General features: G+C 73.9%; 19 protein-coding genes. 12 read left to right on the top strand and 7 right to left on the bottom strand.

Annotated elements, in window-relative coordinates; translation table 11 throughout:
• Window positions 1-81: 81 nt before the first annotated feature.
• From BM093_RS20995 to rfbD, 5 genes are all read right to left on the bottom strand, one after another.
• Window positions 82-762 carry a GOLPH3/VPS74 family protein gene (locus tag BM093_RS20995; protein ID WP_177238613.1) on the bottom strand — a complete coding sequence of 227 codons (681 nt, stop codon included), beginning with the start codon at window positions 760-762 and terminating at the stop codon, window positions 82-84.
• Window positions 763-838: 76 nt separating this feature from the next.
• Window positions 839-1414 (bottom strand): Uma2 family endonuclease, encoded by a 576-nt coding sequence (locus BM093_RS20990; RefSeq protein WP_093347421.1) that lies wholly within the window; start codon window positions 1412-1414, stop codon window positions 839-841.
• A gap of 104 nt (window positions 1415-1518) precedes the next feature.
• Window positions 1519-3465, bottom strand: a complete 1947-nt coding sequence (locus BM093_RS36075; RefSeq protein ID WP_177238612.1) for an alkaline phosphatase D family protein — start codon at window positions 3463-3465, stop codon at window positions 1519-1521.
• Between the two features lie 13 nt (window positions 3466-3478).
• Window positions 3479-4372: a glucose-1-phosphate thymidylyltransferase RfbA gene (gene rfbA, locus BM093_RS20980; RefSeq protein ID WP_093347415.1), complete on the bottom strand. Its 894-nt coding sequence runs from the start codon at window positions 4370-4372 to the stop codon at window positions 3479-3481.
• Window positions 4369-5217 (bottom strand): dTDP-4-dehydrorhamnose reductase, encoded by an 849-nt coding sequence (rfbD, locus tag BM093_RS20975; protein ID WP_093347412.1) that lies wholly within the window; start codon window positions 5215-5217, stop codon window positions 4369-4371. The genes rfbA and rfbD overlap by 4 nt, the downstream gene beginning before the upstream one ends.
• A 71-nt stretch (window positions 5218-5288) precedes the next feature.
• Here rfbD and rfbB point away from each other — a divergent pair, with 71 nt between their 5' ends.
• The 9 genes from rfbB to BM093_RS36705 all read left to right on the top strand — a co-directional run bounded on the left by rfbB (window position 5289) and on the right by BM093_RS36705 (window position 13363).
• A complete protein-coding gene (gene rfbB, locus BM093_RS20970) occupies window positions 5289-6275 on the top strand; it encodes a dTDP-glucose 4,6-dehydratase (RefSeq protein WP_093347408.1) in 987 nt (328 codons plus the stop codon).
• Complete coding sequence (locus BM093_RS20965; RefSeq protein WP_093347403.1) at window positions 6272-6877, top strand: dTDP-4-dehydrorhamnose 3,5-epimerase family protein; 606 nt, start codon at window positions 6272-6274, stop codon at window positions 6875-6877. Before rfbB ends, BM093_RS20965 begins: the two co-directional genes overlap by 4 nt.
• Window positions 6878-6886: 9 nt before the next feature.
• Window positions 6887-8227 carry a UDP-glucose dehydrogenase family protein gene (locus BM093_RS20960; protein ID WP_218162857.1) on the top strand — a complete coding sequence of 447 codons (1341 nt, stop codon included), beginning with the start codon at window positions 6887-6889 and terminating at the stop codon, window positions 8225-8227.
• Between the two features lie 52 nt (window positions 8228-8279).
• The gene (locus tag BM093_RS20955; RefSeq protein WP_245773673.1) at window positions 8280-9710 is read left to right on the top strand and encodes a DUF2252 domain-containing protein; all 1431 of its coding nucleotides are present in this window, start codon (window positions 8280-8282) and stop codon (window positions 9708-9710) included.
• Window positions 9711-9721: 11 nt separating this feature from the next.
• Window positions 9722-9958, top strand: coding sequence for an aa3-type cytochrome oxidase subunit CtaJ (gene ctaJ / locus BM093_RS20950; protein ID WP_093347399.1), 237 nt, complete (start codon window positions 9722-9724; stop codon window positions 9956-9958).
• On the top strand, window positions 9945-10427 hold the full coding sequence (locus tag BM093_RS20945) for a DUF5130 family protein (protein ID WP_093347395.1): 483 nt from the start codon (window positions 9945-9947) through the stop codon (window positions 10425-10427). The genes ctaJ and BM093_RS20945 overlap by 14 nt, the downstream gene beginning before the upstream one ends.
• Before the next feature lie 120 nt (window positions 10428-10547).
• A complete protein-coding gene (locus BM093_RS20940; protein ID WP_093347390.1) occupies window positions 10548-11213 on the top strand; it encodes a LuxR C-terminal-related transcriptional regulator in 666 nt (221 codons plus the stop codon).
• A gap of 37 nt (window positions 11214-11250) precedes the next feature.
• Complete coding sequence (locus BM093_RS20935) at window positions 11251-12825, top strand: sensor histidine kinase (RefSeq protein WP_093347387.1); 1575 nt, start codon at window positions 11251-11253, stop codon at window positions 12823-12825.
• 172 nt (window positions 12826-12997) lie between these two features.
• Window positions 12998-13363: a hypothetical protein gene (locus tag BM093_RS36705; RefSeq protein ID WP_093347383.1), complete on the top strand. Its 366-nt coding sequence runs from the start codon at window positions 12998-13000 to the stop codon at window positions 13361-13363.
• A gap of 57 nt (window positions 13364-13420) precedes the next feature.
• On the opposite strand, the gene pepN is transcribed toward BM093_RS36705, so the two are convergent.
• The gene (pepN, locus tag BM093_RS20925; protein ID WP_093347379.1) at window positions 13421-16030 is read right to left on the bottom strand and encodes an aminopeptidase N; all 2610 of its coding nucleotides are present in this window, start codon (window positions 16028-16030) and stop codon (window positions 13421-13423) included.
• A 104-nt stretch (window positions 16031-16134) separates the two neighbouring features.
• Here pepN and BM093_RS20920 point away from each other — a divergent pair, with 104 nt between their 5' ends.
• The 3 genes from BM093_RS20920 (at window position 16135) to BM093_RS20910 (ending at window position 19920) form a co-directional block, all read left to right on the top strand.
• Complete coding sequence (locus tag BM093_RS20920) at window positions 16135-16761, top strand: mycothiol-dependent nitroreductase Rv2466c family protein (protein WP_093347374.1); 627 nt, start codon at window positions 16135-16137, stop codon at window positions 16759-16761.
• 130 nt (window positions 16762-16891) lie between these two features.
• Entirely contained in the window at window positions 16892-18271 is a 1380-nt protein-coding gene (locus tag BM093_RS20915; RefSeq protein ID WP_143105456.1) for a transglycosylase family protein, read from the top strand.
• 137 nt (window positions 18272-18408) lie between these two features.
• The gene (locus BM093_RS20910) at window positions 18409-19920 is read left to right on the top strand and encodes a serine/threonine-protein kinase (protein ID WP_093347370.1); all 1512 of its coding nucleotides are present in this window, start codon (window positions 18409-18411) and stop codon (window positions 19918-19920) included.
• Here the strand turns inward: BM093_RS20910 and BM093_RS20905 are convergent.
• Window positions 19907-21787, bottom strand: coding sequence for a S9 family peptidase (locus BM093_RS20905; protein WP_143105455.1), 1881 nt, complete (start codon window positions 21785-21787; stop codon window positions 19907-19909). The genes BM093_RS20910 and BM093_RS20905 overlap by 14 nt on opposite strands.
• Between the last annotated feature and the right edge of the window lie 112 nt (window positions 21788-21899).

Below are 21899 nucleotides of genomic sequence, written 5' to 3'. Positions count from 1 at the left end.
CTAACGCGAACTTCTTCGCGCCAGAAGGCTAGACCCGTCGGGAGAGTTATCGCAATGAATTTCGCGTTACGTGCTGTGCGGTCAGCTCCCACCCGACGACGTGACGACGGCGGTCGCAACGACCGTCGTCATCACCGCGGCCATCGCGGCGTCGTACTGCGCCTTGACGACCGGGTTGTCCTTCAGGCCCTTCGCGATCTGCGCCGCCCGCTTCGTCCCGGCCTTGCGTTGCTCCTTGTCCAACCCGTCCAGTGCCGCCTTCACCTGGGAGGTCGCGTTGAGCAGGGTGACGAGCAGGGCGTCGTGCGCGGACGGCTCGATGCCGGTGACGAGCACGCCGCGCAGCCGTTCCCGCAACGCGCGCTCGGGAGCCGGGTCGGCAGCGGGCAGCCGGGTGGTGCGGAAGATCCCGAGGACCTTGCCCTCCTCGCGGGTCAGCACGCCGTCGTCGACCAGCCGCTCGGCGACGAGCTCGGCCGGCTTGGTGTGTTTCCACGGCAGCGTGCTCGTCCAGTGCGAGACGCTGCGAACCTTGGCGTCCGCGGTGATCGTCTCCCAGACCTGCCGCAGCGCGGGGTGCTCCGGCACCCGCTCACCGGGGTGCACCTTCTTCTTCCCGTCGACGGTGACCGCGCCCCGCTCGATCAGGTCGCAGATCAACGCGCCGTGCAGGTTGTTCGGCTGGAACCAGCCGTCGGGCTTGCCGGTCTCGTCGTGCAGCCCGATGAGCAGCAGTTCCTCGCTGAGCAGCAGATCCCCCATGCCGGACGACCGTACTGGGCACCGCCGCCCATCGCCTCCGTCCGGAGGAGGAGATCTCCCCACCGGAGGACCCGTCTCACAGCAGGGCGGCCAGATCGAGCACGACGGGGAAGGGTTCGTCGAACGAGATGCGGCCGCGGGCCGGTGCGGCGTCGACATAGCCGAACTCGCCGCCGAGGTGACACCGGGTGAGTGCGACGCTGTCGTCGAGGGTCACGATCCAGTAGTGCGGAATGCCGGCGTCGGCGTACTCGCCGTGCTTGACGACCGTGTCCATCCGGCTCGTACCGGGCGAGGTGATCTCGACGGCGAGGACGACCTCGCACGCGCGGATCAGTCCGCGATCCTCGACCCGGCCGAGGACCTCGCGGCGGACCACGACCAGGTCGGGTGCGCGCACGAACCCGGGCCGCGATGCGGGCGTCAGCTCGAGGTCCACGTCCACCTCGGGCAGGACCTCCAGCTCTTCGGGCAGCTGCTCCGCCAAGCGGGCCACCAGACGTCCCAGGCACAGCTGGTGCCTCGGCCGCGGCCTCGGTGACATCACGATGCTGCCCTCCTGCAGCTCGTAGCGCGCCTCGGCCTCATCGGGCAGCTCGGCGAACTCGGCCGTCGTCAGCAGGCGCTGGGGCGGCAGGGGGAGTGCGGACATTCGGGCCTCCTCGTTCCGGGAAGTGTGGCACGACCCGGGAGGTCACGGATCGGGAGCGAATGCGGCCGAGGATGTCCGGATCGACGCCGGATCCGTGATCCCCGCTACCGCGCCGGGGCCACCGAGGGTGCGCTCATCGCATCCGGTCCGCGCCGGTCGGTGCGCAGCTCAACCGAGACCTCCCGGACCCCGTCGGTGTGCCCGGCCGCCAGTGACGCCCGCAGGTGCAGCGCGGCGGTGAGCACGAACCGGTGCTCCTCCGGGCGGTCCAGCGAGAGCAGGCCGAGCCCCTCGGGGTTGCCGCGGCCGAGCCCGGCCAGCGAGACCGCGGCATCACCGGCGTCACCGGCGTCACCGACAACGCCGCGGCTGCGCAGGTCGTCGATGCGGGCCAGCGGCTCGCCCGCCGCGTACGGATCCCGCTGGGCCGACCCACCGGCCAGCGACCGCAGGAGCCGGGCGGGCGCGGCGAACAGCGTGTCCGGCAGGGTCGCGCCTGCCACCAGCGACATCGGCGAGGACACCACCTCGAGCAGCGGCAGCGACGGCGCGTGTCCGACGTAGCTGGAGTGGATGTCGCCGCCGACCGTGACCGTCGGGCGGCCGTCGCGGGCCGCGACCAGCCCGTCCCAGAACCGGGCGTACTGCTCGGGGTAGTCGGCGATCTGTAGGTCGAGGGCCCGTTCCACTCGCGCGCCGAGCGGGCGGTCGCGCAGCCGCGTCCGGTACGGCGGCACGAGCATCGGCTGCGGGGCGACCAGCACCAGGATCGGGGCCTCGGCGGCGATCGCGAGCACCTGGTCGAGATGACCGGGGTCGACGAACGCCGAGTACCGCGGGTCGTCGGTGCGGCGGGTACGCCGGGTGCGGGTGTCGAGCAGGGCGATCTGCACCTCGTCGAGATCGACCCGCTGCACCAGCTGGTTCAGCGGCCGGTGCACCTCGCCGGGCGGGCCGTGGCGCGGCGGACGGTGCGGGTCCGCGGCCGGGTCGTCGTCGAGCTCTCCGCGGGTGATCCGGCCGGTGTCGCGGTCGCGCACGCTCGGCGTCTGGAATGAGCCGTACAGGTCGAACGCACTGCGCCCCCACGCGTCCCACTCGTCGGGGTGCGGCGGGTGGTAGCTCTGCACCAGCGGGTCCGACGGCGGCGGGCCCGGGTCCTGCGGGTACGGCACCTCGTCCCCGGGCCGGTGGCGCCACGCCGCGAGCCGGCGGCGCAGGCTGCCGCGCCCGGCCCGGACGATGTTGGCGTAGGAGTGCCGCGCGGTCACCGAGGCGTGCGGCCAGTTGTTCCAGAACTCGTGGTCGTCGGGCAGGAACCAGTGCGGCCCGTGGCCCAGCAGCGCGCGCATCCCCAGATGGCGGTGCTCGCCGTAGCGCTGCATGCCCCACGACGTCCAGTACTCGAGCAGCCCGTAGGTCCGCGGGGTGCTGCGCGCCATCGTCGCGTAGAACTTCGCCGGCGCGTCGGCGTAGACCTGGTCGCCGGTGAGCAGCGCGAGGTCCGGCTCGGCGACGTGGTCGCGCAGGTGCCGGAACGCCGCGTCGAGGGCGTTGGTGGTGTCGGTGTCGGCGTCGTAGCAGGACGCGACGAGTGCGGTCAGCGACGAGCCGACGGCGATCCGCGCGGGCAGCGTCCGCACCCGGCAGGACGCCCGGCGGTGCTCGGGGCGCAGCCCGGCGACCGGGGCGAGCTCGACGGTGGCCTCGCCCCACGCGTCGGCGGTCAGGTGGTCGACGACGACGTGGCCGTGGAAGAACCGGGTGCTCGCCCGCCAGCCGGTCACCGCCCGCTCGCTGTCGAAGCCGAACCGCAGCAGCGTCGTCGTGACCTGCGCGTCGCCGACCGCGCCGGTGACCCTCACCGTGGCCTCGAGGGTCTCGGCGTCGCAGCCGTGCACCAGCGTGCCGATCCACAGCCGCACGTGCCGGGTGCCCGCGTCCTTCCCGACCACGGACAGGCCGGGCTCGATGTCGCCCTCGGGACCGCTGCGGTGGCCGAGGAGCCACTGACCGAGCCGGAACAGGGAGTGCTGCAGGCGACCGGTCACGATCTCCACCCTGTCAGGCGCGGCGGCGGAACTGCTCGGCCACTCCCATCACGTACTCGCCGTACCCCGACCCGGCCTGGCGCTCGCCCAGCGCATGGCAGGTGTCGGCGTCGATGAAGCCCATCCGCAGCGCGACCTCCTCCACGCACGCGATCCGCACGCCCTGGCGGTTCTCCAGCACCCGCACGTACTGCCCGGCCTCCATCAGCGACTCGTGCGTGCCGGTGTCGAGCCAGGCGAACCCGCGGCCGAGGTCCTGCAGGTGGGCGCGGCCGCGGTCGAGGTAGACCCGGTTGACGTCGGTGATCTCCAGCTCGCCGCGGGCGGACGGGGCGATGCCGGCGGCGATGTCGACGACGTCGGCGTCGTAGAGGTAGAGGCCGGTGATGGCGCGGTCCGAGCGGGGGTGCTCGGGCTTCTCCTCGATCGAGAGCAGCCGCCCGTCCGGGCCGGCCTCGCCGACGCCGTAGCGCTGCGGGTCGCGCACCGGGTAGCCGAACAGCACGCAGCCGGCCTCGCCCGAGACCACCTGGGCGACCCGGCGGCGGAGCAGGTCGCCGAACGAGGCGCCGTGGAAGATGTTGTCGCCCAGCACGAGTGCCGACGGACCGCCGCGGACGTGGTCGGCGCCGATGCGGTAGGCCTCGGCCAGCCCGTTGGGCCGGTCCTGCGCCGCGTAGGTGATCTCGAGGCCGAGCTCGCCGCCGTCGCCGAGGAGTCGCTGGAAACCGGGAAGGTCGTGCGGGGTGGAGATCAGCAGGATCTCGCGGACGCCGGCCAGCATCAGCGTGGTCAGCGGGTGGTAGATCATCGGCTTGTCGTAGACGGGCAGCAGCTGCTTCGACACCGCCCGGGTGATCGGGGCGAGCCTGCTGCCGGACCCGCCGGCGAGCACGATCCCCTTCACCGGCCGGCTCCCAGGTGCTCGTCGAGCGCGTCGCGCCACGGCGGCATCGTCACCCCGGCCCGGGTGAGCCGGCTCAGGTCCAGCACCGAGTTCGCCGGCCGGTGAGCCGGCGGCGGCGTGCCGGCCCTGCTCTGGAGGGCGCCGTACTCGGCGGTCGAGACCGGCGTGACGTCGCCGGGGGAGCGGCCGCAGCGGATGAACACCTCGGTCGCCAGGCCGTACCAGCTGACCGGCTCGCCGTCGTTGGTCACGTGGTAGACGCCCGGTTCCCGCTCGGCCAGCGCGATCAGGGCGGCGGCGAGGTCGCGGGTGAACGTGGGCCGCCCGACCTGGTCGTCGACGACGCTCGGGCGGACGCCGTCGCGGGCCAGGCGGGCCATCGTGGCGACGAAGTTGCCGCCGTCGCCGACCACCCAGCTGGTGCGGGCGATCACGTACCGGGGGGCCGCGCGCACCGCGAGCTCCCCGGCCGCCTTCGACGCGCCGTACACGCCCAGCGGGGCGAGCGGGGTCTCCTCGGGCATCGGGCCGGTCGCGGTGCCGTCGAAGACGTACTCGGTCGAGACGTGCACCAGGGTGAAGCCGTGCCGGGCGGCCGCCGCCGCGAGGTGCGCGGGGCCGAGCGCGTTCGCCCGCCACGCCGCGGCCGGCTCGGTCTCCGCCCGGTCGACGGCGGTGTGGGCGGCGGCGTTGAACACCACGTCGACACCGGTGAAGTCGTGGCCGGCGACGGCCTCGGCGTCGGCGATGTCCAGTCCGGCCCGGTTCAGGGCCACCGCCCCCGGCAGCGCCGCCACGAGGGCCCGGCCGAGCTGCCCGTCCGCACCCACCACGCACGCGCGCACGCGCCCACCTCCTCACCGTCGGACCCGGCGACTCTGACACGCTGGCCGGGAGCGGGAGGAGGGAGGTCCGGGTGCGGATCGTGGTCACCGGGGGAGCCGGCTTCATCGGCTCGCACTTCGTGCGGACGGTGCTGGAGCAGGGCTACCCGGGAATGGGAGGCGGCCGGGTGACGGGCGACGCAGTCGTCGTCCTCGACGCCTTCACCTACGCCGGACGCATCGAGAACCTGGACCCGGTGCGCGACGACCCGCGGCTGCGGGTCGAGCGCGGTGACATCCGGGACCCGCAGCGGGTCACCGAGGTGCTGACCGGCGCCGACCTGGTGGTGCACTGCGCCGCGGAGACCCACGTGGACCGCTCGATCACCGGCGCGGCGGACTTCGTGACGACGAACGTGGTCGGCACCCAGGTGCTGCTGCAGGCCGCGCTCGACCTGGGCGTGGGCCGGTTCGTGCACGTCTCCACCGACGAGGTGTACGGCTCGATCGAGGACGGGTCGTGGGCCGAGACCGAGCCGCTCGAGCCGAACTCGCCCTACAGCGCCGCCAAGGCCGGGTCCGACCTGCTCGTCCGCTCCTACCACCGCACGCACGGGCTCGACACGGTGATCACCCGGTGCTCGAACAACTACGGGCCCCACCAGTTCCCGGAGAAGGTGGTCCCGCTGTTCGTCACCCGGCTGCTGCTGGGGCGCACGGTCCCGCTCTACGGCGACGGCGGCAACGTCCGGGACTGGCTGCACGTCGACGACCACTGCCGCGGCATCGCCCTGGCCGCGGCGACGGGCCGCCCGGGCGAGATCTACAACATCGGTGGCGGCACCGAGCTGTCCAACCGCGAGCTCACCGGACGGCTGCTGGCGGCGGTGGGCGCCGGCGAGGAGATGATCGAGCGGGTGCCCGACCGCAAGGGCCACGACCGCCGGTACGCGGTGGACTGGTCGAAGATCCGCGACGAGCTCGGGTACGCGCCGCGGGTGCCGTTCGAGGAGGGCCTGGCGTCCACGGTGGCCTGGTACCGCGAGAACCGCGACTGGTGGGAGGCACTGCAGCGGTGAGAGCGACCGAACTCGCCATCGACGGCGCCTGGCTGTTCGAGCCGCCGACGTTCCCGGACCACCGCGGCTCGTTCACCGCGCCGTTCCAGGGGCCGGCGTTCCGCGAGGCGCTCGGGTTCGAGCTGACCGTGGCCCAGACCAACCGGTCGGTCTCGCACCGGGGCGTGATCCGCGGGGTGCACTTCGCCGACGTCCCGCCCGGGCAGGCCAAGTACCTGCACGTGGCCGCCGGCGCCGTCCGGGACGTGATCGTGGACCTGCGGGTGGGGTCGGCGACGTTCGGCGAGCACGTCGCCGTCGACCTCGATGCGGCGGAGCCCCGGGCGGTCTACCTGGCCGAGGGTCTCGGGCACGCGTTCCAGGCGCTGGCCGACGGCACGACCGTCGAGTACCTGTGCTCGACCCCGTACGCCCCGGCGGCCGAGCACGGCATCAGCCCGCTCGACCCCGATCTCGCGCTGCCCTGGGCCGACGACCTGGAACCGGTGCTGTCCGACAAGGACCGCGACGCCGTGACGCTGCAGCACGCGCTGGTCAGCGGGATGTTACCCACGCGCGACCTGTGTGACGCCCGGTACGACCGGCTCCGGGCGGGCCGTTAGTCTCCGCCCATGTCGGACAGCAACCAGCCGCTGAAGCTCTCGGTCATCGGCTGCGGCTATCTCGGCGCGGTGCACGCGGCGTCGATGGCCGAGCTCGGCCACGAGGTGGTCGGCATCGAGGTCGACGTCGAGAAGGCCGAGGCCCTCGCGGCCGGGCGGGTCCCGTTCTTCGAGCCGGGGTTCTCCGAGCTGCTGCGGCGGTCGCTGGACTCCGGCCGGCTGACGTTCTCCTCGGACATCACCGCGGCCCGCGGGGCGGCGGTGCACTTCCTGTGCGTCGGCACCCCGCAGCGGCGCGGTGAGTACGCCGCCGACCTGACCTACGTGGAGTCGGCGACGGCGGCCCTGCTGGACGTGCTGGGCCCGGGGGAGCTGGTGGCGGGCAAGTCGACCGTCCCGGTGGGGACGGCGGCGCGGCTGGCCGAGCTCGTCGCCGAGCGGGTGCCCGATGCGGTCCTGGCGTGGAACCCGGAGTTCCTGCGCGAGGGCTTCGCCGTGCAGGACACGCTGCATCCCGACCGGCTGGTCTACGGCATCCCCGACGGTGCCGCGGGGGAGTGGGCCGCGGACCGGCTCGACCGCGTCTACGCACGGATCGTCGCCGAGGACACCCCGAAGGTCGTCACCGACTACGCGACCGCCGAGATGGTCAAGACCGCGGCGAACTCGTTCCTGGCCACCAAGATCTCGTTCATCAACGCGATGGCCGAGCTGTGCGAGGCGACCGGCGCCGACGTCAAGCAGCTCGCCGACGCGATCGGGCACGACGACCGGATCGGCCGCAAGTTCCTCAACGCCGGCCTCGGCTTCGGCGGCGGTTGCCTGCCCAAGGACATCCGGGCCTTCATGGCCCGGGCCGGCGAGCTGGGGGCCGACCAGGCGCTGACGTTCCTGCGCGAGGTCGACAACATCAACATGCGGCGCCGGATCCGGATGGTCGAGCTCGCCCGGCAGGTGTGTGACGACTCGCTGCTCGGCAAGCGGATCGCGGTGCTGGGGGCGGCGTTCAAGCCGGACTCCGACGACATCCGGGACTCCCCGGCGCTCAACGTGGCCGCGCAGCTGCAGCTGCAGGGCGCCACCGTGCGGGTCACCGATCCGCAGGCGGGGGACAACGTGCGCAAGCACTGGTCCCAGCTCGACTTCGTCGAGACGCCGGAGGAGGCCGCCGAGAACGCCGACGCCGTCCTGCTGCTGACGGAGTGGAAGCTCTACAAGCAGCTGGACCCGGCCGCGTTCGGGCGGCACGTGCGGACCCGGCGGGTGCTCGACGGGCGCAACGCGCTCGACCGCGAGACCTGGGAGGCGGCCGGGTGGACCTACCGCGCGCTCGGGCGCCGCAACGTCTGAACGGGGTGACCCACCGCGCGGAACCACGCCCCGGGCGTGTAGGAACGGGCACGTGACCACGCACCCCGTGCTCGCCGGCTCGGACCGGGGCGCCTTCGGCTCGCTGCACCGGCGTTCGACCCCGCGTGCCGAGCGCTACCGGGTCGGCAAGGACCTGCGGGCCACCGCGCCGCGCTCGTCACTGGCGACGTGGTCGCCCGCGCTGCGCCGGGTCGACCCGGTCGACCTGGTCGAGGCGACCAACGCGGGCCGGGTCACCGAGCTGATCCCGCTGCGGATCCAGCGGATGAGCACCTCGCCGCACGCGTTCCTGCGGGGCGCGGCCGCCCTGCACGCGGCCGACTCCGCCGTGCTGCCCGCGACCGGCATCCGCCCGATCATCTGCGGCGACGCCCACCTCGGCAACTTCGGCTTCTACGCCTCGCCCGAGCGTGCGCTCGTGTTCGACCTCAACGACTTCGACGAGGCCCACCCCGGGGCCTGGGAGTGGGACCTGCGCCGGCTGGTCGCCTCCACCTGGGTGGCCGGACGGGACTCCGGGGCGTCCGAGCAGCAGTGCGGGGAGGCCGTCGCCCGCTGCGCGCACGCCTACGCCGAGCACCTGTGGACGCTGGCCGAGCAGCCGCTGCTGGCCCGCTCGTTCGACGTCATGAACGTCGACACGCTGCGCGCCGACGCCGACCACAAGACGGCGCGCCGCGCGATCGACAAGGCCGCCCAGCGGGCGCGCCGACGGACCTCGGACCGGGCGCTGCCCCGCTTCGTCACCGACGAGGGCGGCGAGCGCCGGATCGTCACCGAGCCGCCGCTGATCGCCCACCCCGACGACGAACGCACCGAGCGCATCCTCGCCGCGCTCGACGACTACCTCGCCACGCTGCCGTCGCACTGGGCGCGGATCCTCGGCGGCTACCACGCCACCGACGTGGCCCACAAAGTCGTCGGCGTCGGCTCGGTCGGGCTGCGCGCGTACCTCGTGCTGTGCGAGGGGTCCAGCCCGGACGACGTGCTGTTCCTGCAGCTCAAGCAGGCCCGGCGCTCGGTCGTGGCACCCTACGTCCACGGCGACGAGGCCTGGCACGCCCACCAGGGCCAGCGCGTCGTCGAGTACCAGCAGGCGCTGCAGACCGTGTCCGACCCGCTGCTGGGGTGGACGACGGTGGCCGGACGTCAGTACTACGTGCGCCAGTTCCGCGACATGAAGGGCGCCATCGTGCCGGACACGCTGGACGCGCCCGCGCTGGCGGACTACGCCGACATCTGCGGGAAGCTGCTCGCCAAGGGGCACGCCCGCACCTCCGGCGCCTCCATGATCGCGGGTTACCTGGGCAAGGGCGGCAAGGTCGCCGACGCCCTGTGCACCTTCGCCCGGGCCTACGCCGACCAGACCGAGGCCGATCACGCTGCGCTGTTGCGGGCCATCCGGTCCGGGCGGCTGTCGGATCGGACACCTGAGCAGGTGCCCGGTGGAGCCATCGGCTAGGTTCGGGCCCCGTGACCGTCGTCGAAACCCTGCTGGTCTTCGTGGTCGCGCCGGCTGTCCTGTACTTCGCGATCTGGGGCTGGATCGCGGTGCGGAACCGGAGCGCCCGCCCCCGCTACAACGCGGGTGACCCGTGGCCCTACGAGCCCCTGTTCTGGATCGCCAACCCGGCCGGCGCCGCGCACCACGCGGCCCACGCCCCGGCCGACGGCAGTGACGCGCGAGGAGGTACCGGTGGCAAGTGGTAGCGGCGTCGCCGTCTTCGAGGGCAACGAGGACGAGCTGCCCGAGGGCTCGGTGGTGACGTCCTCGGGGCGTCTGTCGACAGCCGAGCAGTTCGTGGAGCCCAAGCTCTCCGATCAGCCGTTCACCCCGGTCCAGCTCACCCGCCTGGACGACGCGCTGACCCTGACCAGCCGGGAGACCGGGCTGCGGTTCGCGCTCTACCTGGGTGACCTGGGTGCCGACGCGCGGAAGAGCGCCGTGGACCTGCACGGGCGGATCGAGGGCTTCGACGAGGCCGTCCTCGTCGCCGTCAGCCCCGAGCAGCGCCAGCTGGAGATCGTGACCGGTGCCGAGGCGAAGGTCCGCCTGCCGGACCGGGGCGCGAAGCTCGCGCTGATGAGCATGGTCGCCTCCTTCAAGGAGGGGGACCTGTTCGGCGGCATGCTCTCAGGTTTGCGGATGCTCGCCGATCAGGCCGGCAACCGCCCCTGACCGGCGGCGCCACCGCGCACCGGGTGTGCCCGCAGCGCGCCCGGCCCCGGGGATCGCACTACGAACGGACGAACGCCTCTAAGGTGTCCCCATGTCGCGTTCTGCGAGGGCGATCCCCTGATGTCCGCCCCGAGCCCGATCCTGATCATCGACGACCACGAGCTGGTCGGCTCGGCGCTCGCGCTGAACCTGCGCGCCGAGGGTGAGGACGCCACCTTCCAGCCGGTCCGCACCGCGGCGGGCGTGCTCGAGCACGCCCGCCGCAGCGCACCGGGGATGATCGTCCTCGACCTGGATCTCGGCCGGGACCCGGACGGCAACCGGATCGACGGCGTCCGGCTCGTCGGCCCGCTCGTGGAGCTCGGCTGGCGGGTCGTGATCCTCTCCGGCAGCTCCGACGCCGGCCGGGTCGGGGCCGCGCTCGACGCGGGCGGGTTCGTGTTCGTCCCCAAGAACGCCCCCTTCCCCGCCCTGCTCAACGCGATCCGGGAGGCCAGGGCGGGCCGCTCGGTGATGCCGCCGGGGCGCCGGGAGCAGTTCATCGCGCTCTACCGCGACCGCGAGACCGAGCGCCGCGACCTCCACGACAAGCTCGGTAAGCTCACGCAGCGCGAGCGTGAGGTACTCGCGTTGCTCGCCGGCGGCAAGCGTGCGCAGGCCGTCGCCGATCACTTCGTGGTCTCGCTCGCGACGGTCCGGACCCAGATCCGGGCGGTCCTGACCAAGCTCGAGGTCGGGTCCCAGCTCGAAGCGGTGGCGCTGTACCGGAAGGCTGCGGGAATCTGATCCGTGGTCGGATCCCGGAGGATGTGAAAGGGGCAGCGTGGCCGCCGGCAGTTTCAGCGGTGTGCTCGGCCGGCACCGCCGTGCGCGGTTCGTCGCCGGACACCTGGCGGATCTCCTCGTCGTCCTGACCCTGGGCGTGCTCGTCGTCGCCCTCACGCGTCCCGCGGTCGTCACCGGCCGGATCGACGTCGCTTCCGCGACCTCGCTGCTCACCCTGGCCGCGGCCGCGGTCGGCTCGGCCGCCGCGATCGTCGCGCTGGTCACCGGGCGGCTGACCGGGGACCCGCGACCGTCCTGGTTCGGGGCGGCGCTGCTGCTCTACGCCGTGATCGTGCTGCCGCTGTCCGCGCTGGTCATCCAGGCCCGCGAGCCGGCCGGGGTGCCCCGGCTGGCCGTGCTCTCGATGCTCGCGGTCGGGATGGTCATCCTGCTGGCCGCGCTGCGCCCGCCGGCCGCCCTGGGGGCCTGGGGCGGCTGGGTCCTGTTCGTGGTCGCCCTGGTGGCCGGTGCGCTGGCGTTCAGCCTGGGGGAGAACGCCCTCACCGAGGCGTTGGAGCAGACGCCGCTGGCGTCGGTCCTGGTCCAGGTCGGCTGGGCGACCGTCGCAGTGCTGTTCCTGCTGGACGGATACCGCAGGCAGAGCCGGGTGCGGTCGCGGGTCGGTGTCGGGCTGCTGGTGATCGCGGTGTCCCAGCTGTACCGGGTCGTCGTCCCGGGCGATCCGCAGACCGGGCTGGTGTACCCGTCGCTGCGGATCCTCGGCATGGCGGTGGTGCTGTCGGCGCTGCTGGCGATCGCGCTGCGTGCGGTCAGCGACCTGCAGGACGACTACGACCGGCTGCTGGAGACGGTGGGCGACGCGACCCGGCTGCTGGAACGGGCCGCCGGGCAGGCCGCCGAGCGTGACCACGAGCTGCGCAACGGCCTCGCCGGCCTCGCCGGGGCGGCCTACCTGCTCTCGCACGGCGGCGGCGACGAGCGGACCGACCAGCTCCGCGACGCCGTGCTGGCCGAGCTCGGGCGGCTGCGCACGATGCTCGAGGACCCGGCGGGCGGGCTCGTCGGGGACCACGACGACGGCGACCCGCCGGACCCGATGATCGACGAGCGGGACGCCGCGCTGCTGGACCTGGGGCCGGCGTTCACGCCGGCCGGGCCGGACCTGCGCTCGGGGAACGGCCGCGAGCACCGGGTCGACGTCGTGCTGCGCCAGCTGGTCAGCCTGCGCTCGCGCCAGGAGATCACCCTCGACGTCGAGGAGGACCTGCCGGTCGTCGCGGTCCCGGAGTCGGTGACCCGCCAGATCGTGACCAACCTGCTCGCCAACTGCGACCGGCACGCCCCGGGGGCACCGGTCGAGGTCCGGGGCCGCACGGCGCCGACCCCCGGTTATGTCGCGGTCGAGGTCCGCGACTCGGGCCCGGGGCTGCCCGGGGGACGCGACACCCTGGAGATCGCGCGGGGCGTGCACGACGAGGCGGCCGGGGGCTCCGGGCTCGGGCTGCACATCAGCGCGCAACTGGCGCAGGAGCACGGGGGCGACCTCGTCCTCCGGACGGCGCACGATCCGCGAGGCTGCCTGGCCGTACTCACCCTGCCGGCTGTCACCTGATCGGGTTCGCCGCCTGGTCGTGACCAGCGAATTCTCCACCGAGGGCGACGTATCGGGTATCTGGTCACTTTCCTGGAGCGCGTGGTGCTCGCATACTGGGTGCCGCGACGGCACGCGACGGCATCGTCTGCGACGACGGTGCCGGGCCGCCGTCCGTACGAAGGAGGTCACCATGGCGCATCCGCACGACGATGCAACCGGCCCGGGTCCGCACGGACGCCGGCCCGCGTCGCACCCCTCGACCCCCTCCGCCGCGGTGCTCACACCGCCGACCGGACTGCCCGCCGTCGAGCCCACCCCCACGACAGCCCCCGCGATCCCGCAGCAGCGGACCCCGGCCGAGCCGGTCACCCCGTTGCCGCCGGCCGCCCCGGGCGTGCGGCTGTGTGCCTGCGGGCACCCGGAGGACATGCACGACCACTATCGGGCGGGCACCGACTGCGGTGCCTGCGGCGCGCGGGCCTGCGGCTCCTTCCGCCCCGCCGACGCCGACCGTCCCCGGCGGAACCCGCTGGCGCGGCTGCTGCGGCGCCACTGAGCGAACACACCGGTGCCCCGGGAGCGACGCTCCCGGGGCACCGGCGTGTGCGGGGGGCTACGGCTGCTCGACGGCGGTGGCCTCGCCCGGCGTGCTCGGGGTCGGCTGTGCGTCGAACTCCCGGGCGGCCAGCGCCCGGACGATGCCGGCCCGGCCCTCGGTGACCAGCCGGCGCAGCGCGGCCGGCGTGGAGTCGTCGGCCAGCCAGGCGTCGGCGGCGTCCACCGTCGACTGTTCCACGGCCCAGGACGGGAACAGCCCGACCACCACGTTCTGCGCCAGTTCCGAGGTCCGCCGCTCCCACACGCCGCGGATCTCGGCGAAGTACCGCTCGACGTAGCCGCCCAGCAGGTCCCGCTGGGCGGGGTGGGAGAAGCCGGCGATGGCCGCCTCGTTCATCGCGTTCGGCAGGCTGTCGTCGTGCACGGCCCGCTGCCAGGCCCGTTCCTTGGCCTCGGCGGACGGGATCAGCGCGCGGGCCCGCTCGGCCTGGCGGGCGCCGGTCGAGGTCGGGTCGCGCTGTTCCTCCTCGGCGATCTCGGTCTCGCCGGCGTGCCCGTGGGCTACCAGCGCGTGCAGCAGCCGCCAGCGCAGGTCGGTGTCGACGGTCAGCCCCGCCGGGACCTTCACGTCGAGCAGCCAGCCCTTCATCGCCTCGAGGGTGACCTCGGGCAGCACCGACGCGGCGAGGGCGTTCACCACCGCCAGCTGCACGTCCGACCCGGCCGGCGCGCTGTCCAGGCGGAACCGCAGCGCGTCGGTCAGCAGCGGCCAGCCGCGTCCGGACGCCCACTCCGGCGTGCAGTACGACGCCGTCGCCGTCTGGGCCTGCATCAGCAGCCGCTGCACGACCCCGATCTCGGTCTCGGTGTCGAACCCGCCGGCGACCAGCGTCACGAAGTCGCGGGCCTTCAGCTCGGCCTCGCGGGTCATCTCCCACGCCGAGGACCAGCACAGTGTGCGCGGCAGCGGCTCGGCGATGTCGCCGATCCGGTCGACGAGGGTGGCCAGCGAGCCCGGGTCGAGGCGCAGCGCGCAGTAGGTGAGGTCGTCGTCGTTGACCAGCACCAGCTTGCCGCGCGGCAGCCCGACCAGCTCCGGGACCGGGGTCCGCTCGCCGGACAGGTCCAGCTCGACCCGGTGGGTCCGTACCAGCTTGCCGGTGGCCGGGTCGTCGTCGTAGACCCCGACCGCGATGCGGTGGGTGCGCAGCTCGCCCGCGCCCGGCCGGGCGCCGCCCTGAACGACGTCGAACGAGGTGAACTTGCCGGCCTCGTCCACGGCGAACGACGGGCGCAGCAGGTTCAGCCCGGTGGTGCGCAGCCACTGCGCACCCCAGCCGGACAGGTCCCGCCCGGAGGAGGACTCCAGCGCGCCCAGCAGGTCGTCGAACGTCGCGTTGCCCCAGGCGTGGGTGGCGAAGTAGTCGCGCAGCCCGGCCAGGAACGGCTCCAGGCCGACGTAGGCCACGAGCTGCTTGAGCACCGACGCGCCCTTGGCGTAGGTGATGCCGTCGAAGTTGACCTCGACGGCCTGCAGGTCCGGGATGTCCGCGGCGATCGGGTGCGTCGAGGGCAGCTGGTCCTGCCGGTAGGCCCAGGACTTCTCCAGGTTCGCGAACGTCGTCCAGGCCCCGGTGTACTCGGTCGCCTCGGCCTGGCAGAGCACCGACGCCCAGGTCGCGAACGACTCGTTCAGCCACAGGTCGTCCCACCAGCGCATGGTCACGAGGTCGCCGAACCACATGTGCGCCATCTCGTGCAGGATCGTCTCGGCGCGCCGCTCGTAGAGCGTGCGGGTGACCCGCGACCGGAAGACGTAGTCCTCCAGGAACGTGATCGCGCCGGCGTTCTCCATGGCGCCCGCGTTGAACTCCGGCACGAACAGCTGGTCGTACTTGCCGAAGGGGTAGGTGACCCCGAAGTTGCGGTGGTAGAAGTCGAAGCCCTGCCGGGTCTCGGTGAAGATCCGCTCGTGGTCCATGTGCGGGGCCAGGGAGGCGCGGCAGTAGATGCCCAGCGGGATCTCGGCGTGCTGGTCGCGGTAGGTGTCGTGCCAGCTCGCGTACGGCCCGGCGATCAGCGCGACCAGGTAGGTCGAGAGGATCTCGGTCCGTTCGAAGGAGTGCACCGCGGCACCGTCCACGGACGCGACGGCGGCCGGGGCGTTGGAGATGACCTTCCAGTCCTCCGGCGCGGTCACGGTGATCGTGTACCGGGCCTTGAGGTCGGGCTGGTCGAAGCAGGGGAACAGCCGCTTGCAGTCGGCGGTCTCGAACTGCGAGTAGAGGTAGACGGCGCCGTCGACCGGGTCGACGAAGCGGTGCAGGCCCTCACCGGTGTTGGTGTAGAGCCCGGTCGCGACGATCGTCAGCTCGTTCTCGGCGGCGAGGTCCGGCAGGGTCAGCCCGCCCCCCTCGGTCCAGCTCGTGGCATCGAGCCCGGTGCCGTTGAGCACCGCGGAGGTGATGCCGTCACCGACCCACTCGATCCACGTGCTCCGGCCCGGCTCGGCGGCGGTGAAACGCACGGTCGTGGTGACGGCGAACGTCCGCTCGGACGGGGCGCCGGCGCCGTCGGTGAGGTCGATCGTGACGTCGTAGGTCGAGACGTCGAGCAGCGCGGCGCGCTCCTCGGCCTGGACACGGGTCAGGTTGGGCGGGGTCATGGAGGTGGTCTGGTCCTCTCCGGTGGGGCTCGTCCGGCATCCAATCACGTGGCCTGCTCCGGGGCTCGCGGAATCTCCGGCACCGGGCCGTCGTTGCCCCGGACATGACGACTGCTGCTGGTAACGGGCGTGCCCGCGTCGATGTGTGGTTCGACCCACTGTGCCCCTGGGCCTGGCTCACCTCCCGCTGGGTGCTCGAGGTGGAGAAGGTCCGTGACGTCGAGGTGAGCTGGAACGTCATGAGCCTCGCGGTGCTCAACGAGGGCCGGGAGCTGCCCGAGGGGTACGCCGAGATGATGACCCGGGCCTGGGGCCCGGTGCGGGTGTGCATCGCCGCCGCCGAGCAGCAGGGCGAGCAGGTCCTCGGGCCGCTCTACACCGCGCTCGGGGAGCGGATCCACAACCAGGGCAACAAGGACTTCGACGACGTCATCGCGGGCGCGCTCAAGGAGCTCGACCTGCCGGCGTCGCTGGCCGGGGCCGCGCACTCGACCGAGTGGGACGAGAAGCTGCGGGCCAGCCACCACCGCGGCATGGACCCGGTCGGGCTGGACGTCGGCACCCCGACCGTCCACGTCGACGGCGTCGCCTTCTTCGGCCCGGTCATCTCGAAGGTCCCGAAGGGCGAGGAAGCCGGTCGGCTGTTCGACGGCGCCCGCCTGATGGCCGAGAACCCGCACTTCTTCGAGCTGAAGCGGACCCGTACCGAGGACCCGTCCTTCGACTACTGACGCGCGCCCGGGACACCGTGGACCCGGCCCGGGGCCCGGCCCGGCCGGGCCTGCGCGGACCGCTCGCGATCGTGAACGGGTTCGGCCGTCCGGCCGTGCTGGGACGCGGTGATCGCCAGAGTGCCCGGCCGTGGACATCTGGTGGGGACGCCGGTCGGCCTCGGTGCTCGGGGCCGCGCTGCTGACGGTCGGTGCGGTGGTCGGTGGCGAGCTCGCGCTCGGTGCGGTGCTCGGCGGCTCCGACCCGCCGGCCGGGGGCGTCGCCCGGACCGCGCTGAGCCCGTACCGGGACGGCGCCTTCACCGTCCGGGCCGCCGCCGTCGACCGGCGGGTCGGGATCGAGAGCGCCCGGGACGGGTCGTACGTGCTGGGGCACGCCCCGGCCGGGAACGAGGTCGTCCTGGACCTGGACCTGCTCGACGGCGCGTCCGCGCGGCCGTGGTGGGTGGAGCCGGCGACCGGTCGCGTCCTGGAGCTGGCCGAGCTCGCGAGCGAGGGCGTCGCCCGGTTTCCCGCGCCGGGTGCCGAGTACTGGGTGCTCGTCATCGACGACGCGGCCGCCGGGTACGCCTCCCCGGACGCCGGGACGATCGCCGAGCTCGTGCGCTCGGTCACGGACGGGCCGGACCAGCCGGGGCAGGCGGGCTCGAGCGGGGGAGGGGACGTCGGCCGGCTCGACGACGCCCCGGCCGCCGGCGCCGGGCAGGGGCGCAGCGGGCCCGGCCAGGACCGCTCCGGTCGCACCGACCGGAGCAACGGCGACGATCCGGAGCGCGAGAACGGCAGCGGTGGTTCGCCGGACGGCGGGCGCGACAGCGGTTCCTCGAACGGCCGGCCCGACGACGGATCGCCGAACGGCGGGCCCGACGGCGGTTCGTTCAACGGCGGGCGCGACGGTGGTTCGTCGAACGGCGGGCGCGACGGCGGTTCGCCGGACGGCGGGCCCGACGACGGATCGCCGAACGACGGCCGGGACGACCACGACCACGACTCCGGACCCGGCGACGGGAAGGACGGCGGGCCGGCGAGCCGCGGATCGGGGAACGGCGACGACGGGACCGCCGACCGGCCGGAGACGAGCGACCACCTCGGTCCGTCGTCGGGTACGGACCCGGCGGACCGCACGTTCACCGGCGAGCAGGAGAAGCCGGACACGCAGCAGGCCCGGCCGGAGGAGACGACGCAGGCCCCGACCCCGGCTCCGGCTCCGGAGAGGGAACCTGCTCCGCCGCCGGAGAGCGAGCCGGAGGCCGCCGCCGACGCCTCCTGGGACCGCCTGGCGCAGTGCGAGTCGTCCGGCGACTGGGCGATCTCGACCGGCAACGGCTATTACGGCGGGCTCCAGTTCGACGAGCCGACCTGGCGCGAGTTCGGCGGCGGGCAGTTCGCCCCGACCGCCGACGGCGCGTCGAAGGAACAGCAGATCGAGATCGCGACGAAGGTCCGCGACACCCGTGGCGGCTACGGATCATGGCCCGCCTGCGCCCGCGAACTCGGTCTCCCACGGTGACCATGATCACCAGGGTGGTCGCCCGGACGGTGGAGCAGGGGCGGGCCGGCGCGTAGGGTCGGCGGTCCCCGCCCGGCCGCCCGGGGCCGGTGCCCTGCTGCCGGTCGCCCGCGCCTGATTCCCTACCCTTGGACCCCATGAGCTCGCCCACCCCCGACACCCACCGGATCGGGAACCGCTACCGCCTCGACGAGCGGATCGGTGCCGGTGCGATGGGTGCCGTCTGGCGTGGTACGGACGAGCTGCTGAACCGCACGGTGGCGGTGAAGGAGCTGCTCGCGGCCGCTCTGCCGTCGTCCGACCAGGTCGAGGAGTCCCGCCAGCGGATCCTGCGCGAGGGCCGGATCGGTGCCCGGCTGCAGCACGCCCACGTGATCAGCATGTTCGACGTCGTCGTGCACGACGAGCGCCCCTGGCTGGTCATGGAGTATCTGCCGTCGCGGTCGCTGGCCGCGGTGCTGGCCGAGAAGGGCCCGATGAGCCCGGCCGAGGCGGCGGCGATCGGCCGTCAGGTCGCGGACGGGCTGGCCGCGGCGCACACGGCGGGTGTCGTGCACCGCGACATCAAGCCCGGCAACATCCTGCTCGCCGAGGACGGCCGGTCCAAGATCACCGACTTCGGTGTGTCCCGGGCCGTCGACGACGTCCAGCTCACCCGGACCGGTGTGATCGCCGGGACGCCGGCCTTCCTGGCGCCGGAGGTCGCCCGCGGCCAGGAGCCGACCGCCGCGTCGGACGTCTTCGCACTCGGCGCCACCCTGTACGCCTCCGTCGAGGGCGAACCGCCGTTCGGTCTCGACGACAACGCCTACGCACTTCTGCACAAGGTCGCCACCGGCGCGATCACCCCGCCGACGCAGGCGGGCCCGCTGACCGCACTGCTGAACCGCCTGCTCGCCAACCACCCGGAGGAGCGGCCCAGCGCCGCCCAGGCCCGCGACGCGCTGGCCCGGGTCGCCGCCGGGCAGTCGGTCGCCGGGCTCGCGACGCCGTCGTCGGCGACCGCGGTCATGGACACCTCCGACAGCGGTGCGCCGGCCCCGGCGGAGAACGGCGGCACGGTCGTCGACGCACCGGCCGTCCCGGCCCCGCAGGTCATCCCGGGTGGCGGGAACCGCCGGCGCGGGGGCGGGGGGCGCAAGCGGCTGCCGGTCGTCCTGGCCGTGGTGGCCGCGCTGCTCGTCGTCGGCGGCGGGGTCGCCTTCGGCGTCCTCAGTAGCCAGTCGGCACCGCCGGCACCCCCGGTCGCCGCGCCGCCGACCACCCAGGCCCCGGCGACGACGGCACCTCCGACGACGACCACCCCCACCCCGACGCCCACGCCGACGACCGGCACGGGCGAGGTGCAGGACCCGGTGTCGTTCGTGCAGAACTACTACCGGATGCTGCCCGGCGACATCGACGGCGCGTTCGCGAAGCTCAGCCCGCAGGCCCAGGACGCCTCCGGCGGCATCGACCAGTTCCGCAGCTTCTACAGCCAGATGCGGGTGGTCTATGCCGAGAACCTGCGCAACGCGGGGCCGAACACGGTGACGGCGACGATCGTGTTCATGAACAACGACGGCTCGGAGAGCAGGGAGAACTACCGGTTCGTCGTCGGCACGAACGACCAGGGCCAGGAGATCCTGCAGTCGTTCAGCCAGGCCTGACCGACACCCCGGTCACCCAGTCGACGATCCGGCCGTTCGCCCGGGCGCGGGTGTGCCGGTCGTGCACCTCGTGGCCCTCCTCGGGCAGCCGGAGCAGCTCCACCGGTGCACCCCGGCCGTCGAGCGCCGCGTGGATCGCCAGCGACTGGTCGAACGGCACGTTGGTGTCGTGCTCGCCGTGCACCAGGAGCAGCGGCGCGCCGATCCGCCCGGCCGCGGGCAGCGGCGAGAGCTCCTCGAGCAGCGCGACGTCGGTGCGCGGGTCGCCGTACTCGCTCCGGGCCGGCCCGGCGACCCACGGCTCGGTTCCGGTGTAGAACGCCACCATGTCGGACATCCCGCAGATGTCCACGCCGCCCGCGTAGAGCTCGGGGAAGCGGGTCAGCGCGGCCAGGGTCAGGAAGCCGCCGTAGGACCGGCCGCCGACGACGACCCGGCGCGGGTCGACGCCCGGCACGCTCGCGAGCAGCCGGGTCGCCGCCCGCACGTCGGTGATCGACGACGGGCGCCGGTCGACGTCGTCGAGCGCGGCGAACGCCCGACCGCGCCCGGACGACCCGCGCACGTTCGGGGTCAGCACGGTGACGCCGCGCGCGACCAGTTCGTGCAGCAGCGGAGCCCAGCCCGGGCGCTCCTCGGACTCCGGTCCGCCGTGCAGCCACACGAACCCGGCCCCGGTGGGTGCCTGCGGCCGGTGCAGCCAGCCGCCGAGCCGCAGCCCGTCCTCCGCGGGGAAGGTGACGCGCTCCGGGCGTGGCGGGGCCGGCGGGACGGGCGCCCCGCCGAGCAGCGGCACGGCCGGCCCACCGCCGAACGGGACCCGCAGGACGTGCGGCGGGACTCCCGGCCCGTGCCCGGCGACCAGCAGGGAGGTGCCGTCGCGGTCGAAGGTCACGTTCCCGACGACGTCGCACGGGGTCGGTACCCGCTGGGTGCGCCCGCCGCGCAGGTCGGCGATCTCCACCTCGCTGCGGCCGCCCGCGTTCCACACCAGCGCCGCCCGGGGCCCGGCGGGGTCGAGGGCGACGGCGTCGAGGTCGGCGCCGGAGCGCACGGCGACCGGGCGGGCCGGTGCGATCCGGTGGTCGGCGGCCGGGCCGAGGGCGACCGCGAGCAGCGCCGCGTGCTCCCGGTCGGCGTCGGTGTGCACCCACAGCGTACCGGGCACGGCGCCGAACCGGGCGGTCGCGGTCATCGCGCCGGCCGGACCGCCGGCGATCCGGTCCCGGGCACCGGTGCGCAGGTCCAGCAGCTCCAGCACGCGCTCGCCACGCCGGCCGGTGCGCAGCACGACGCGGCGGCCGTCGCCGGAGATCGCCTGGACGACCGGGGACTGCCCGGTCCCGAGCATGACCGAGGTGCCGTCGCGGACGTCGAACAGGCAGGCGGTGCCGGCCCCGTAGTCGTCGGAGGCGGGGTCGCCGGTGTCGGTGTGGATCGTGACGCCGAGCCGTCCGCCGGTGGGCGACCAGGCGCCCAGCGTCACCGCGACGGCGGCCGGGGCGATCTCCTCCGGCGGCCCGCCGGCCGGGTCGAGCAGCACGACCCGGGTGCGGTCACCGCCGCACGGTGCGATCTGGACGGCGATCCGGCCCCCGTCCGGTGACCAGGACAGCGCGGTGACGTCCGGCTGGGGCCCGCCCGCGTCGCCGGTGCCCAGCACGACGGCCCGCTCGAGGTCCACCGGTCCGGCGGCGGGCAGCGGTGCGACGTGCACCCGCGGCCGCCCGGGAAGATCGGAGATCCAGGCCAGCCGGGCCCCGTCCGGGGAGACCACGGGGGAGTGGTGCCCGGCCGCGGCCCCGGGGAGACCGGGTTCGGCGGCGTGCGTCGACCGGCTGGCCGGCTCCACGCGTACAGCCTCCACCGATCACACCCCTTCCTGCGGCTCCGCCGCCCGTGAGTGGTTTTCGCGGTCAGAGACCCCATGGCCGCTACCGCTGGCCGCCTTGAAGGATGAGAATCGGTGCGGGGTCGGC

It is taken from the genome of Pseudonocardia ammonioxydans, from assembly GCF_900115005.1.
GTDB lineage: Bacteria > Actinomycetota > Actinomycetes > Mycobacteriales > Pseudonocardiaceae > Pseudonocardia > Pseudonocardia ammonioxydans.
The sequence above is the reverse complement of the archived record's forward strand: the minus strand, read 5'-3'. Positions and strand labels throughout refer to the sequence as shown.

Coding starts and splice junctions, on each gene's coding strand:
- BM093_RS20960 (WP_218162857.1), top strand. CDS start 6,887: ATGTCGGACAGCAACCAGCCGCTGAAGCTCTCGGTCATCGGCTGCGGC.
- BM093_RS20995 (WP_177238613.1), bottom strand. CDS start 762: ATGGGGGATCTGCTGCTCAGCGAGGAACTGCTGCTCATCGGGCTGCAC.
- pepN (WP_093347379.1), bottom strand. CDS start 16,030: ATGACCCCGCCCAACCTGACCCGTGTCCAGGCCGAGGAGCGCGCCGCG.
- BM093_RS20920 (WP_093347374.1), top strand. CDS start 16,135: ATGACGACTGCTGCTGGTAACGGGCGTGCCCGCGTCGATGTGTGGTTC.
- BM093_RS20940 (WP_093347390.1), top strand. CDS start 10,548: ATGTCCGCCCCGAGCCCGATCCTGATCATCGACGACCACGAGCTGGTC.
- BM093_RS20910 (WP_093347370.1), top strand. CDS start 18,409: ATGAGCTCGCCCACCCCCGACACCCACCGGATCGGGAACCGCTACCGC.
- BM093_RS36705 (WP_093347383.1), top strand. CDS start 12,998: ATGGCGCATCCGCACGACGATGCAACCGGCCCGGGTCCGCACGGACGC.
- BM093_RS20990 (WP_093347421.1), bottom strand. CDS start 1,414: ATGTCCGCACTCCCCCTGCCGCCCCAGCGCCTGCTGACGACGGCCGAG.